11 protein-coding genes are annotated in these 14,220 nt (G+C 73.1%); 8 read left to right on the top strand and 3 right to left on the bottom strand.

Going from position 1 to position 14,220, the window contains the following annotated elements; genetic code table 11:
• Nucleotides 1–5: 5 nt before the first annotated feature.
• Nucleotides 6–1,565, top strand: coding sequence for a hypothetical protein (locus tag ABTX62_RS24070; protein WP_352118132.1), 1,560 nt, complete (start codon nt 6–8; stop codon nt 1,563–1,565).
• 19 nt (nt 1,566–1,584) lie between these two features.
• On the opposite strand, the gene ABTX62_RS24065 is transcribed toward ABTX62_RS24070, so the two are convergent.
• Complete coding sequence (locus ABTX62_RS24065) at nt 1,585–1,998, bottom strand: organic hydroperoxide resistance protein (RefSeq protein ID WP_283973033.1); 414 nt, start codon at nt 1,996–1,998, stop codon at nt 1,585–1,587.
• A gap of 122 nt (nt 1,999–2,120) precedes the next feature.
• Between ABTX62_RS24065 and ABTX62_RS24060 the strand changes: the two genes are divergently transcribed.
• Nucleotides 2,121–2,609 (top strand): MarR family winged helix-turn-helix transcriptional regulator, encoded by a 489-nt coding sequence (locus ABTX62_RS24060; RefSeq protein WP_352118131.1) that lies wholly within the window; start codon nt 2,121–2,123, stop codon nt 2,607–2,609.
• Here ABTX62_RS24060 and ABTX62_RS24055 read toward each other — a convergent pair.
• Complete coding sequence (locus ABTX62_RS24055) at nt 2,539–4,089, bottom strand: glycosyltransferase family 39 protein (protein WP_352118161.1); 1,551 nt, start codon at nt 4,087–4,089, stop codon at nt 2,539–2,541. The genes ABTX62_RS24060 and ABTX62_RS24055 overlap by 71 nt on opposite strands.
• Before the next feature lie 157 nt (nt 4,090–4,246).
• Between ABTX62_RS24055 and ABTX62_RS24050 the strand changes: the two genes are divergently transcribed.
• Both ABTX62_RS24050 and galE read left to right on the top strand, forming a co-directional pair.
• Complete coding sequence (locus ABTX62_RS24050; RefSeq protein ID WP_352118130.1) at nt 4,247–5,905, top strand: glycosyltransferase; 1,659 nt, start codon at nt 4,247–4,249, stop codon at nt 5,903–5,905.
• Nucleotides 5,906–5,971: 66 nt separating this feature from the next.
• Nucleotides 5,972–6,952, top strand: coding sequence for a UDP-glucose 4-epimerase GalE (gene galE / locus ABTX62_RS24045; protein ID WP_352118129.1), 981 nt, complete (start codon nt 5,972–5,974; stop codon nt 6,950–6,952).
• Between the two features lie 488 nt (nt 6,953–7,440).
• Here the strand turns inward: galE and ABTX62_RS24040 are convergent, their stop codons facing one another.
• Complete coding sequence (locus ABTX62_RS24040) at nt 7,441–8,067, bottom strand: TetR/AcrR family transcriptional regulator (protein ID WP_352118128.1); 627 nt, start codon at nt 8,065–8,067, stop codon at nt 7,441–7,443.
• Between the two features lie 185 nt (nt 8,068–8,252).
• On the opposite strand from ABTX62_RS24040, the gene ABTX62_RS24035 reads away from it, so the two are divergent.
• From ABTX62_RS24035 to ABTX62_RS24020, 4 genes are all read left to right on the top strand, one after another.
• Nucleotides 8,253–9,167, top strand: a complete 915-nt coding sequence (locus ABTX62_RS24035) for an ABC transporter permease (RefSeq protein ID WP_352118127.1) — start codon at nt 8,253–8,255, stop codon at nt 9,165–9,167.
• On the top strand, nt 9,160–9,978 hold the full coding sequence (locus ABTX62_RS24030) for an ABC transporter ATP-binding protein (RefSeq protein ID WP_352118126.1): 819 nt from the start codon (nt 9,160–9,162) through the stop codon (nt 9,976–9,978). Before ABTX62_RS24035 ends, ABTX62_RS24030 begins: the two co-directional genes overlap by 8 nt.
• A 78-nt stretch (nt 9,979–10,056) precedes the next feature.
• Nucleotides 10,057–12,252 carry a CDP-glycerol glycerophosphotransferase family protein gene (locus ABTX62_RS24025; protein WP_352118125.1) on the top strand — a complete coding sequence of 732 codons (2,196 nt, stop codon included), beginning with the start codon at nt 10,057–10,059 and terminating at the stop codon, nt 12,250–12,252.
• Nucleotides 12,249–13,895: a glycosyltransferase family 2 protein gene (locus ABTX62_RS24020; RefSeq protein ID WP_352118124.1), complete on the top strand. Its 1,647-nt coding sequence runs from the start codon at nt 12,249–12,251 to the stop codon at nt 13,893–13,895. Before ABTX62_RS24025 ends, ABTX62_RS24020 begins: the two co-directional genes overlap by 4 nt.
• The last annotated feature ends 325 nt before the right edge of the window (nt 13,896–14,220 follow it).

Raw genomic sequence — 14,220 nt, 5'->3', positions numbered from 1 at the left:
CTCCTGTGAGCGCCCCGGTCCTCGTCCGGCGGGCCGTGCGCGGCGCGACGGCCCTGCGCGGCGGCCGTGCCGGGCGGCTCACCCCATATCAGCTCTACGGCGCCCTGTTGTGGCTGGTGATGGCGCTGGCGTACTGGCGGATCCCGCTGTGCTGCGACGCCGGACAGCACGCGGCGGTCGTCGAGCGACTGAAGGCCGATCTGCTGCACCCGGCCCACACCATGGCCGATCTGCCGGGTGAGGGCAGCCCGTACTACGGTCCGTACGCCGTCGCCCAGGGCGTGCTGGCACGGCTGACGGGGCTGTCGGGCTGGGAGGTCGTGAAGCTCGCCGGGCCGGTGCACCTGCTGGTGCTGCTGACGGGGCTCGGCCGTTTCGTGCGGACCCTCACCGCGCGTCCCTGGGCGCCGGTGTGGGCGCTGCTGTGCATGACGCTGCTGTGGGGCACCGCGCGGATCCTGTGGAGCGGCTACCTCGGGCTGATGTCGATGACGACCAACCTGGGCTATCCGTCCGCGCTGGCGATCGGCCTGACGCTCTGGGCGTGGGCCTGGACGAGCACCCGCGCGCGGGACGACGCCCCCGCCGTGCGGTTCGTCGGCCCGAGCGGAATCGGCGGCTGGTGGGGGTACGCCGGGATCGGCGCCCTGTACGGGCTGATCCTGCTCACCCATCCCGTGACGGCGGCCTCCGCGCTGACCGGGGCGGTGGCGATCGTGGCGTCACGGCAGCGCGGCTGGCGCCGGCCGGTCGCGGCACGCTGGGCGCTCACCGCGGCGGCCTGCGCGACGGCCGCCCTGACCTGGCCGTACTACGACGTCCTGACGCTGGTGGGCGACACCGGCATGGACGCGATGCACCGGCAGCTCTACGAGAGGATGCTCGCCAACGCGTGGCTGGCGCTGCTCGGGCTGCCCGCGCTGTGGCGGCGGGCCCGCAGGTCCCCGCGTGATCCGCTGGTGTGGATGTTCCTGCTGGAGTGCCTGCTGGTGGCGTACGGCTGGGTGAGCGGGCACTACACGTACGCCCGGGCCCTGTGGGCCGCGCTGGTGCCGCTGCAGTTCGCGCTGGCGGTGGAGCTGGCGGCGCCGCGGCCCTGGAGCCGGGCCAGGCGGGTGCTGGGCGGGGCGGTGGTGGCCGGGGCGTGCGTCGGGTTCGTCACCGTGCACGCCGGGGCGGTCGTGCCGCGCTCGGTCGACCCGGTGGGGTTCACCCAGCCGACGCGCTGGCCGTCGTACGACTGGGCGGCGCGGCACATCGGGCCCGGCGAGGTCGTGATCACCGACGGGTACTTCGCCTCTCACGCCATCGCCGGGTACGGGCCGAACCTGGCGGCTCCCATCTGGCCCGACCCGGCCCTGGACGAGCGGACCCGGAAGCGCCGGGCGGCCGATGTCCGTGCCTATCTGGCCCCGGGTTCGACCCGCGCCGAGCGGTCCGCCGTCGTCCGCCGCTATCACGTGCGCTGGCTGCTGCTGACGCGCTGGCACCCGGTGCCCGAGGAGGCCGTGGTGGTGGCGTGGAGCAGACGGACGGGAGAGGTGCTGGCGCGGGTCGGGGAGTGATCTCCGCGGGCCCGCGGGGTCACTCGATGACGAGGTCGACCTCGATGTTGCCGCGGGTGGCGTTGGAGTACGGGCAGACCTGGTGGGCCTGGTCGACCAGCTTGCGGCCGGTCGCCTCGTCCACGCTGTCGGGCAGCTCCACGCGGAGCGTGACGGCGAGGCCGAATCCCTCGCCCTGCTTGCCTATGGAGACCTCGGCGGTCACGGCGGCGTCGCTGACGTCGACCTTGGCCTGGCGGCCGACGAGGCCGAGGGCGCTGCCGAAGCAGGCGGCGTAACCGGCGGCGAAGAGCTGCTCGGGGTTGGTGCCCTGGCCGTTGCCGCCCATCGCCTGGGGCACGCCCAGGGCGAGGTCCAGCACGCCGTCGGAGCTGACGGCGCGGCCGTCACGGCCGTGGGTGGCGGTGGCGACAGCGGTGTAGAGCGCGTCCATGGAAGACCTTCCCTCTGATGTCATGGTGCGGCGGCCCGCTTCCGGGCCGCCCGGCACCCAGAATTAGAGCACACAATTAAGTTGTGCGCAATTGAATGACGGGCGCAAGCTACCCTGGAGGCATGAACGCGCCCGACGACGACTGGCTCCGCCTGGACCAGCAGATCTGTTTCTCCCTGCACGCGGCCTCCCGCGCCTTCAACGGCGTCTACCGCCGGATCCTCAAGGACCTCGGGCTCACCTACCCGCAGTACCTGGTGATGCTGGTGCTCTGGGAGCACGACGAGCTGCCCGTGAAGAAGCTCGGCGAGCACCTGCGGCTCGACTCGGGCACGCTGTCGCCGCTGCTCAAGCGGCTGGAGGCGGCCGGTCTGGTGCGCCGGGAGCGCAGCGCGCGCGATGAGCGGTCGGTGGAGGTGCGGCTGACCGGGGAGGGTGTCGCCCTGCGCGGGCGGGCGCTTCCGGTGCCGCGCCGGATCGCCGCCTCGACCGGCTTCGACCCCGGCGAGATCCGCGCCCTGCGCGCCCGCCTCGACGAGCTCACCACCGCCCTGGACGCGGCCGCGCTCGCGGAGCCGCAGGGCGGCTCACCGGCAGGCGGGCCGTCGTAGCGGCACCGGGCGGCACGCCGGGCGGCTCGTCCGCCGGCTGCCGCCGGACGTGCAGGCGGAGCACCACGCCGTCCCGGGCGTGTTCCTCCCGGACGGCGAACTCCTCCCTCAGCACGGCGAGTTTGGCGCGCTCGACCGGGTCGGCCGGGGACCAGCGCGGGTCCAGCGCGTACGGCTCGGAGACGACCCAGACGCGGTCCACCGAGGCGAGCCGCCGGCGCAGCTCCCCGGGGGTCGCCTCCCGGCCCCACAGCGTCCCGGAGCGGGGGGCGGACTCCCGCAGCGCGATGTCGCGCGTCCGCCCGAACCCCTTCGGGTAGGCCAGTGCGGCGAGCCTGCCGACCGACGGCACGAACAGCACCGGGTCGCCGGGCCGCAGGTGCCGGACGGCGAGCGCGGAGACCACCGCGAGGTTGTCCGGGCGGTGGGCGGCGGCACGGTCCTGGCGATGCACGGGCAACTGGCTCAGGAAGGTGGCGACCAGGGCGAGGACACCGGCGACCCCCAGCAGGGCGTGCACCCGCCGACCGCCGACCCGCATCCGCCGCCCGTCGAACCGCACCCGTCCCAGAGCCCGGGCCACCCGCCCGGCCCCCGCCGCGACCAGCAGGGACGCACCCGCCAGCGCGTAGAGCACATACCGGTCGTGGTAGAGCGGCCGGACCTGCGACACGGTCATCAGGATCGCCGGCGGCACCAGCAGCAGCGGCAGCGCGACCGCCGCCGTCCGACGCTCCCCCAGCCCCACGGCCGACAGCAGCAGCGACCCCCAGAACACCGGCCCCGCCGGGCCGGGGAAGAAGTTCCCGGCCAGCCTCTCCACCCGGTCCCACCCCGGCGCCACCAGCCACGCCACCTGCCCGGACTGCCCCTGCGACACCCACACCAGCGGCGCCAGCAGCAGCGCCACCGCCACCGCCGCCCGCCCCCAGCCGGACCAGACCCCCCTCGGCGCCCGCAGCAGGGCCAGCGTCACCGCGTGCGCGCACAGCACCGGAACCGCCAGCTCGTGCAGCGCACAGGTCAGGCCGACGACCGTCCCATACGGCCCCCAGCCCCGGCCACCCACCCCGTCCACAGCCCTCAGGAGCAGCAGCGTCGAGGCCGCCACGCCCGCCGCGACGAGCGCGTACGACCGTCCCTCCTGGGCGTAGTGGCCGGCCATCGGCGTGATCGCCCAGAGGACACCGGCCCACAGACCGACCCGGGGCCCGGCCAGCCGGACACCCAGGGCCGCGACCAGACCCGCCGTCGCCGTCGCCGCGCACACCGACGGCAGGCGCAGCACGACCTCGCCGGGATGGACGGTGAGGACGGCGTGCATGAACAGGTAGTAGAGGCCGTGCACCGCGTCCACGTCGTGCAGCAGCCGCCAGATCTGCGGGACCGTGCGCTGCGCGACCTGGAAGGTGACACTCTCGTCGCCCCACATGCCGCCGCGGTCCAGCCCCCACAGCCCGATCGCGAGCATCACCGCCATGGGCACCGCCACGGGCACCACACCCGCGCCGAACCGGCCGCTCCCCCTCGCCTGTCCGCTCTTCACGGCCCGATTCTGTGGTGTTTAAGAGCATTTAGCCGGGTTTGATGGTGTGTTATCACTTTCATGTCATTCGCCCGGCTTACCATCCGTCGTGATGAATGCCGTGAAGTATGCCGAGACCGGCACCGGGAGACCGCTCGCCGAGGTCGCCGTCGTGGTGATCGGCTACGACGACGCCGCCCATGTGACGGACGCCGTGCGCTCGGCGCTCGCCCAGGGCCCGGCCGTGCGCGAGGTGGTGGCCGTCGACGACTGCTCCACGGACGGCAGCGTCGGCCTGCTCGACCGGCTCGCCGCCTCCGAGCCCCGCCTGAGGGTGATCCGCCGCCGGGTCAACAGCGGCGGCTGCGGCACCCCGCGCAACACCGGACTCGACGCGGTGACCGCGCCGTACGTGATGTTCCTGGACAGTGACGACGTCCTGCCGCCCGGCGCGGTCGACGCGCTGCTCGAAGCGGTCTCGGGTGCGCGCGCGGAGGTCGCGGGCGGCCTGTGCGTGCGCCGTGAGGTGCCGTCGGGGCGCGAGATCCCCTGGCAGGCGGGCCTCTACGCGCTGCACACCGTGGTGCCGCATCCCGCGCAGCGGCCCCGCCTGGTCCACGACACGCTCTGTGTCAACAAGCTCTACCGCACCGGCTTCCTGCGCGCGCACGGCATCCGCTTCCCCGAGGGCCGCTTCCCGTACGAGGACGTCGTCTTCACCGCGCGCGTGCTCGCCGCGGCCCCCCGCATCGTCCTGATCCCGGACCGGGTCTACGTGTGGCACGTGCGCCGGTCCGCCGAACGGCTGTCGATCTCCCTGGACCGGGCCGGCGTCGAGAACTGGCGGGCCCGCACGGAGGCCTGCCGACAGGCGCACGAAGTGCTGCTGGGCGCCGGGCACAAGGAACTCGCGCGGGCCGTGCGCGCCAAGTTCCTCGACCACGACCTGCGGATGTACCTGCGTGAACTGGGGTTGCGCGACGCCGCCTACCGGCGTGCCTGGTGGGAGCTCACGCGGTCCCATCTCGCGCAGTACGACGCCGACGACTGGGCGCGCAACCCGGGCGCTCCCGGCCGGCTGGCCGGGCGGGTCCTCCTGGCCTCCCCGGAACCGCGCGACCTGCCCCGGCTGCGGGAACTGGCGGCCCGCCCGGCCCGTCTGTGCCCGCCGTACGCCCGCGCGGCGGACGGCACGCCCGTGTGGTCGGACGGCCTCCCCCAGGTCTCCCTGGAACCCCTGCGGGACAGGCCGGTGCGGGCGCTGCCCCTCGCCGTCGACGGGGAGCTTCGGCCACGCGCGCGTGACACCCGGCTGCGCCTGTGCCTGCACGAGCTGTACGGGCGCGTGGCGCAGGCGGGACCGGAGACGGTGGAGACGCGGTGGCGGCACCGGGACGACGAGGACGTGGCGCTCCGGGGCGCGCCCGTCGCGCTCGTGCCGTCCGCGACGGGCTCCGGTACCGCCGGGGACGCCGGCACCTGGTGGGCGGAGACGACCGTCGACCTCGCCGCGCTGGCGGCACGCGGCGTGGGCACCTGGGACCTGCGCCTTCGCATCCGCTTCCGCGACGGCGCGAGCCGCGACGTCACCGCGCACGCGCTCACGGGCGCCGGTCTGCTGCGCCGCAGCGCCGTCCCGAGCGCCCGGCACGGCGTGGTACTCGTACAGCCGTACACCACCCACTCCGGGGCGCTGGCGCTGCGGGTGGCCCCCGGCGTACGCGGTGTGCTGTCGGTCGCCCGCGCACGACTGCGCCGCCTGCTTCACTGAGAGCGCGACGCAGCAGCCGCACAGCACCACCACACCACGGGTCGATTGACGAGGGGACGGCCGCACATGACCTGGTTGATCACCGGCGGCGCCGGTTACATCGGCGCGCACGTCGTACGGGCGATGACCGCGGCGGGGGAACAGGCGGTGGTGTACGACGACCTGTCCACCGGTATCGCCGAGCGCGTGCCCGACGGGGTGCCGCTGGTGGTGGGCTCGACCCTGGACGCCGAGCGGCTGGTCCGCGCCCTCGCGGACCACGCGGTCACCGGCGTCGTCCATCTCGCGGCGAAGAAGCAGGTGGGCGAGTCGGTCGACCTGCCGCTGCACTACTACCGGGAGAACGTCGAGGGCCTGCGGGTCCTGCTGGACGCCGTGACGGCGGCGCGGGTGCCGTCCTTCGTCTTCTCCTCCTCGGCGGCGGTGTACGGCATGCCGGACGTGGACCTGGTGACGGAGGAGACGCCGTGCGTGCCCATGTCGCCGTACGGCGAGACCAAGCTGGCCGGTGAGTGGCTGGTCCGCGCGACGGGGCGGGCGACCGGGCTGTCGACCGCGTGCCTGCGCTACTTCAACGTGGCGGGCGCGGCGGGCCCGGAGCTCGCGGACGTCGGGGTGTTCAACCTCGTGCCCATGGTCTTCGAGAAGCTGACGCAGGACGCGCCGCCGCGGATCTTCGGCGACGACTACCCGACCCCCGACGGAACCTGTGTGCGCGACTACATCCACGTCGTCGACCTGGCCGAGGCCCATGTCGCGGCGGCCCGGGTCCTGCGTTCCTCCCCCGGCCGCGCTCTCACGCTGAACATCGGCCGGGGCGAGGGCGTGTCCGTGCGCGAGATGATCGACCGCATCAACGCGGTCACCGGCCACGACCGGCCGCCCACCGTGGCACCCCGGCGTGCGGGTGACCCGGCCCGGGTCGTCGCCTCCGCCGACCGCGCGGCCACGGAGCTGGGCTGGAAGGCCAGGCACGACGTGCAGGACATGATCACGTCGGCGTGGGAGGGGTGGCTGCGGCTGCATCCGGGAGCGGGGCGGAGCTGATCCGCCCGAGGCAGGCGGATCAGCCCCCGGGTGGCGGAGCTGATTCCCCCGAGGCGGGCGATGAGTCCCCGGGTGGCGGAGCCGATCCGCCCGAGACGAGTAATGAGTCCCCGGGAGGCTGCCGGGGCTCACTCGAGGGCGGCTCACGCCGGGTGAGCTCGCAGCCGGGGGGCGCGCTCAGCCGGGGCGCACCGCCACCGAGGCGAGCCCCCATCCGCGAAACACACACCACCCGAGCGAGCCCACATCGGCGAAGCACACCCGCCGGGCGAGCCCCCATCCGCGAAACACACGCCCACCCGAGCGAGCCCACATCGGCGAAGCACACCCGCCGGGCGAGCCCCCATCCGCGAAACACACGCCCACCCGGGCGAAGCGCACACCCGCCGAGGCGAGGCCTCTTCGGCGAGGTGGGGTCGCTTCACGACGCCTCGGGCCCTGGCTGAGGGCGGCCGCGGCCGCCCTCAGCGAGCCGCCAGGGTGATGCCCTACAGCGCCTTGAGCCCCTCCGACGTGGCACGGGCCAGCGCGGCCAGATACCCCTTCGGCAGCTTCGGGCTGCGGATCACCACCGAACGCCAGTACAGCGGGCCGGAGATCAGGTCGAGGGCCAGGTCGTGGTCGATGCCCTCGCGGAGCTCGCCGCGGCGTTCCGCCGCCGTCACGATGCCGGTGGCGACGCCGTCCTGGCCCTCCCGCAGGGCCTTTTGCAGGGCCTCGGCGATGTCGGGGTTGCGGGCCGCCTCGGCCTGGAGATCGGGGATGACCTGCGAGGCGACGGGGTGGCGCAGGGCACGGGACGTCACCTCGTAGAGCAGCCGCAGGTCGCCCTCCAGGGAGCCGGTGTCCGGCGCGGGCAGGCCCTGCACGGCGAGCGCCGAGACGATGTCCAGCACCAGGTGCAGCTTGGAGCGCCAGCGGCGGTAGACCGCCGTCTTCCCGACGCCCGCCCGGCGCGCGATCCCCTCGATGGACATCCGCGCGTAGCCGACGGCCGCGAGTTCCTCGAAGACGGCCGCCCGGATCGCTTCCGTCACGTCCTGCCGCAGTACGGCGGCCCCCGCGGGGGCCCGGCGGCGCGGCGGCTGCTGGGGCTCGTCGGGCTTCGTCGTCATGCCGACAGCATAGGGCGTCACGACGAAACGGTTGCGTTCCGACGTTCGCCCGTCGTACGCTCCCGTTGCGACGATACGGTCCCGTCCCGACGTAAGAATTCGTGAAGAGCCCGGTAAGGACCACCCCCTCCGGAGCCTCACGGCACCCAGGCCCCACCCCGTCCCCCCGAGCGAAAGCAGCGGATGTGAGTACGGTCCTCCACACACCGCCCCAGACCCCCGCCCCGGCCGACGACGACCTCGCGGCCCTCGCCGCCCGCCACGGCCTCTCGGTCAGCGGCGCCCGGCCCTCCCTGCCCGAGTACGTCCGCCGGCTCTGGGCCCGCCGCCACTTCATCACCGCGTTCGCCACCGCCAAGCTCACCGCCCAGTACAGCCAGGCGAAGCTCGGCCAGGTCTGGCAGGTGATGACCCCCCTGCTGAACGCGGCGGTCTACTACTTCATCTTCGGCGTGCTGCTCGGCACCAAGCACGGCGTGCCGGACTACGTCCCGTTCCTGGTCACGGGCGTGTTCATCTGGACGTTCACACAGAGCTCGATCATGGCGGGCACCCGCGCCATCTCCGGCAACCTCGGCCTGGTGCGCGCCCTGCACTTCCCACGCGCCGCGCTGCCGATCTCCTTCTGCCTCCAGCAGCTCCAGCAGCTGCTGTTCTCGATGGGCGCCCTGATCGTCATCCTGCTCTGCTTCGGCGTGCCGGTCGGAGTGTCGTGGCTGCTGGCACTGCCGGCGCTGTTCCTGCAGTTCACGTTCAACGCCGGCGTCTCCATGGTCATGGCCCGGATGGGCGCCAAGACCCCCGACATCGCCCAGCTGATGCCGTTCGTGCTGCGCACCTGGATGTATGTCTCGGGTGTCATGTGGAGCATCGACAAGCTGGCGAAGAACGACAGCCTTCCCCACGCGGTGACCATCGCCCTCGCGGCCAACCCGGCCGCCGTCTACATCGACCTGATGCGCTTCGCCCTGATCGACAGCTTCCACGCGAGCCAGCTCCCCGCACACGTGTGGGCGCTCGCCGCCGGCTGGGCGCTGGTCGCCGGTGTCGGCGGCTTCATCTACTTCTGGAAGGCTGAGGAGACGTACGGCCGTGGCTGAGCACCCGAGCGAGAAGATCCCCACCGTCGTCGCCGACGGCGTCGACATCGTCTACCGCGTCAACGGCACCGGCTCCGGACGCGGCTCGGCCACCGCCGCCCTCAACCGCATCGTGCGCCGCAAGCAGACCGAGAGGGCGTCGGGCGTACGCCGGGTGCACGCCGTGAAGAACGTCTCCTTCGTCGCCTACCGTGGCGAGGCGATCGGCCTGATCGGCACCAACGGCTCCGGCAAGTCGACCCTGCTGAAGGCCGTCGCCGGACTCCTCCCCGTGGAGAACGGCCGGATCTACACCGACGGCCAGCCCTCCCTCCTCGGCGTCAACGCGGCCCTGATGAACGACCTGACCGGCGAGCGCAACGTGCACCTCGGCGGCCTGGCCATGGGCATGTCCCGCGAGCAGGTCAGGGACCGCTACCAGGAGATCGTCGACTTCTCCGGCATCAACGAGAAGGGCGACTTCATCACCCTGCCGATGCGGACCTACTCCTCCGGCATGGCCGCCCGGCTGCGGTTCTCCATCGCCGCCGCCAAGGACCACGACGTCCTGCTGATCGACGAGGCGCTGGCCACCGGCGACCGCTCCTTCCAGAAGCGCTCGGAGCAGCGCATCCGCGAGCTGCGCAAGCACGCGGGCACGGTGTTCCTGGTCAGCCACAACAACAAGTCGATCCGCGACACCTGCGACCGGGTGCTGTGGCTGGAGCGCGGGGAACTGCGCATGGACGGACCGACCGAGGACGTCCTCAAGGAGTACGAGGCGTTCACCGGGGACACCAAGCCCAAGCCGAAGACCGCCGTTCCCTCGTGAGGCCCACCCGGTCGGCCCTTTTGTCTCATTGATGGCAGCATGACCGCATACGGTGCAGCTGTGAGAGGGGTCCCCAGGATGGCCGAGCTCAGTGTCATCGTCCACGGACCGAACGTCCAGGACCATCTGACGGAACTCCTCGGCTCCCTCGCCGCCCACCCCCTCGCGGACGCCGAGGTGATCGTGGCCGCGGTCGGCGACTGGGCCCGGGAGACGGCCGAGCGGCACACCCCCGACGTCCAGGTCGTGCCGCTGCCGGACGGCACCGGGGACGCGGCGGCCCGGGCGGCGGGCGCGGCCCGGGCGTCCGGCCGCTGGCTGCACTTCGTGCACGCCAAGGACGGCCTGCCCGCCGGCGCCCCCCGCACGGTCGCGGAGCGGGTGGCCGAACTGCCCGGCGAAGTCGACGTCCTCCTGCTCGACCACGTCCGCAGCACCTGGCACACCTCCGGCATGCCCTCCCCGGACGGCCCGCTCCTCGCCCGGGCGGGCCGCGCCGACGTCGCCCTCGACGACTGCGCGCCCCTGCTGCGGCTGACCCCGCTGCTGGGCACCCGCGTCCTGCGCGCGGACTTCTGGCGGGCGCACGAGCACCGGCTCGCCACCGACGACGAGCCGTATGCCGCCCTGGCCGCCCTGCTGCTCGCCGACCGCGTCGCCTGCCTGCCGCACGTCGCCTACGAGGACCGCCGGCTGCGCCCCGCGAGCCTGCCCCCGGTCACACCCGAGCAGCGCTACGGCCTCGTCGAACGCTACGAGTCCCTCCTCGACCTCACCCGCGACCGGCGCGCCGCGCACACCGTGCTCTACGACGTCATGGTCCGCGACTGCCTGCGCACCTTCGCCCGCGGCGGTATGCCGGAGGAGGTCGCGCGGGAGTTCTTCCGCCGGGCGTCCCTGGCCGCCCTGCGCCGCCGCCCCGAGGGCCACCGCCGCCCCGCAGGGCTCGAAGGCGTCCGCCGTTCCCTGCTGGAGGAGGGCGCGTACACGAAGTACCGGGCCTTCCAGGCCGTCAACCGCACCCGCCGCACCGCCAGGTCGGCCGTACGGACCCGGAAGCGCCGGGCCGGCGCCAAACTCCGCGACCACCAGTACCGCAGGGCGCTCGGCCGCCCCGTCAACCCGCATCTCGCGGTGTTCTCGGCGTACTGGAACCGCGGCGTGGCCTGCAATCCGGCCGCGATCGCCGCCAAGCTCGCCGAACTCGCCCCGCAGATCCACGCGGTGTGGGTGGTGACCGAGGAGAACGCGGCCCTCCTCCCGCCCGGCACCGACCACGTGGTGCCCGGCAGCCGCCGCTACGGGGAGGTGCTGGCGACGGCCAAGTACCTCGTCAACAACGTCAACTTCCCCAACGCGGTGGTCAAACGCCCGGACGCGATCCACGTCCAGACCCACCACGGCACCCCCCTGAAGCGCATGGGCCTCGATCAGATGGCGTTCCCGGCCGCCGCGCAGGGCCTGGACTTCCGGGCCCTGCTGGAGCGCATCGACAAATGGGACTTCAGCGTCTCCGCCAACAGCCACACCACCCGCATGTGGGAGCGCGCGTACCCGTCGCGCTACGTCTCCCTGGACCACGGCTACCCGCGCAACGACGTCTACTACACGGCCGGCGCCGACGACATCCGCGCGGTCCGCGACCGCCTCGGCATCGCCCCGGGCCGCCGTGCGGTCCTCTACGCGCCCACCCACCGCGACTACGAGGCCGGCTGGACCCCGCGCCTGGACCTCGCCGCCCTCGCCGACCGCCTGGGCGACGACACGGTCCTGCTCGTGCGCGGCCACTACTTCTACGGCGGCGCCGCCTCCCCGCTCACCAACCTGCGCCGCACGGGCCGGATCATCGACGTCTCCTCCTACGACCCGGTCGAGGAGCTGTGCCTGGCGGCGGACGTCCTGGTCACGGACTACTCCTCGATCATGTTCGACTACGCCAACCTCGACCGGCCGATCGTGATCCACGCCGACGACTGGGAGACGTACCGCACCACCCGGGGCGTCTACTTCGACCTGATGGCGGAGGCCCCGGGCCCGGTCGCCCGCACCCAGCAGGAACTGACGGAGATCCTCACCACGGAGGCCTGGCGCGACGAGGGCGCGACGAAGACCCGGGCCGTCTTCCGGCGCCGGTTCTGCGAGTACGACGACGGACGCGCCGCCGAACGCGTCGTGCGCCGGGTCTTCCTCGGCCAGGACGAACGCGAACTGCCGCCCGTGGTGCCGATCGAGGAACGCACCCCGGCCCCCAGCCCGCAGGAGGCGAGCGCATGAGCACCCCCGACGTCACCGTGACGGTCATCGTCTACAACGACGCCGAACGGCTCACCCGCGCGGTCGAATCGGTCCGCCGCCAGACCCACACCAACATCGAGATCGTCATCAGCGACGACCACTCCACGGACGAGACCCCGGCGGTGGCCCAGCGGCTGGCGGCCCAGGACCCCCGGGTCCGCCACCTCCGCCTGGAGCGGAACAGCGGCGGCTGCAGCGCCCCCCGCAACCGCGCCCTGCGGATCGCACGCGCCCCGTTCCTGATGTTCCTCGACAGCGACGACGAACTCCCCGACAACGCCGTCGAACTTCTGCTCGCCGCCCATCGCGAACGTGAGATCGACTTCGCGATGGGCGCGGTGCAGCGGGTCCGGGTGGACAACGGCCGCCGTTCGACCTGGATGCCGCACCTCGTCGCCGAGCGTCGCACCCTCGACGGCATCGAGGCCGACCCGCGCCTGCTCTTCGAGCACCTGTCGACGAGCAAGATGTACGCCCGCGCCTTCCTCGACCGGCACGACCTGCGCTTTCCCGAGGGCATCCACTACGAGGACCAGTTGTTCTCCGCGCAGGCGTACTGCCTGGCCAAGAGCTTCACGATCATCCCGGAGCCGGTCTACCGCTGGTACGTGGCGCCCTTCGCGGCCTCCGAGGCGGCCTCGATATCCAACCAGCGGCACAAGCTCGCCAACGTCCGGGACCGGGTCCACGTCCAACACCTCATCGACGCGTTCCTCGCCGAGAGCGGGCACGAGTCGCTGCGCGAGGACAAGGACCACAAGTTCCTCAAGCACGACGTGCGGATGTACGCCGGTGACCTGCCCTACCGGGACGACGCCTGGCTGACGTCCTTCGCGGACATCGTCACCCCCTACCTCGACACACTCACCCCGGGCGCGTTCGCACGTCTCCCGCGCGCCGAACGCGTCGTCATCCAGCTGATCCGCGACCGCCGGCTGCCCGAGGCGCGTCTGGCGGCCCGGGGCCTGGGACACGGGGTGGCACCGAGGCGTGTGGTCACCGACGGGGACGGCCGCACCTACTGGGGGGACCGGATCCCCGAGTCGGAGTGGTCACGCCGCGAACTGGACATCTCCGATCTGGAGCTGGAGACCCGCCCCTTCCCGAGCGCCCAGTTCCGCCACGAGATCAAGGAGATCACCCGAGGCCCGGGCGCGTCGATCGACCTCACGATCCGCACCTGGGACCCGGCGCTGCGCCTCCCCGTCGGCCCTCAGCGCGCGACGCTCCTCATCGCCCCGGGCGGCCGCCGCCTCCGCGTCCACTTCCGTCTCGCCCCCGTGCGCCCCGGCCTCTTCGAGGGCCACGTCCACCTCGACCTCGCGGCGGCCCCGCTCCCCCTCCAGGGCTTCGCCGGAATCCGCCACCCGCTGCTCCGCCTCCAGCACCAGGGCCTGTCCCACACGGGCCTGCTGCTGGCGCCCCTGACCTTCCCGACGCTGACGACCCGCGTCCCCTCCCATCACCTGACGGTGGAACCGGAGGGCCACGGCCCGGGCCGCCTGCAAGTCCGCTGGAAGCCGGTGGGGGTGACGGCCAGGGTGATCCGCCCGACGGTACGCAGGGTGGTCCGCCCGAGGGTGAAGAGGGCGGCACGCCTGGTGGCGAGCGCACTGAAGTAACCGGCCTGCGCCGTATAGCTGTCGGCACGCCTGCCGCTACCGGCTACGGGAGCGCGTGCCGCTACCGGCCACGGACCAGCGCGCCGCCACTCAGCAGCGGACCAGCGCGCCACCGCTCAACCGCTCAACCACAGACAAGCCCGCAGCCGCTCAGCTACGGGCATGCGCGCCACCACTCAGCAGCGGACCAGCGCGCCACTCAACCACAGACAAGCACGCAGCCGCTCAACTACGGGCATGCGCGCCACCACTCAGCGGCGGACCAGCGCGCCACTCAACCACAGACAAGCACGCAGCCGCTCAACTACGGGCATGCGCGCCACCA

Origin of the sequence: Streptomyces sp. NPDC096046 (genome assembly GCF_040303285.1) — a bacterium.
Classification (GTDB): Bacteria; Actinomycetota; Actinomycetes; order Streptomycetales; family Streptomycetaceae; genus Streptomyces.
The sequence above is the reverse complement of the archived record's forward strand: the minus strand, read 5'-3'. Positions and strand labels throughout refer to the sequence as shown.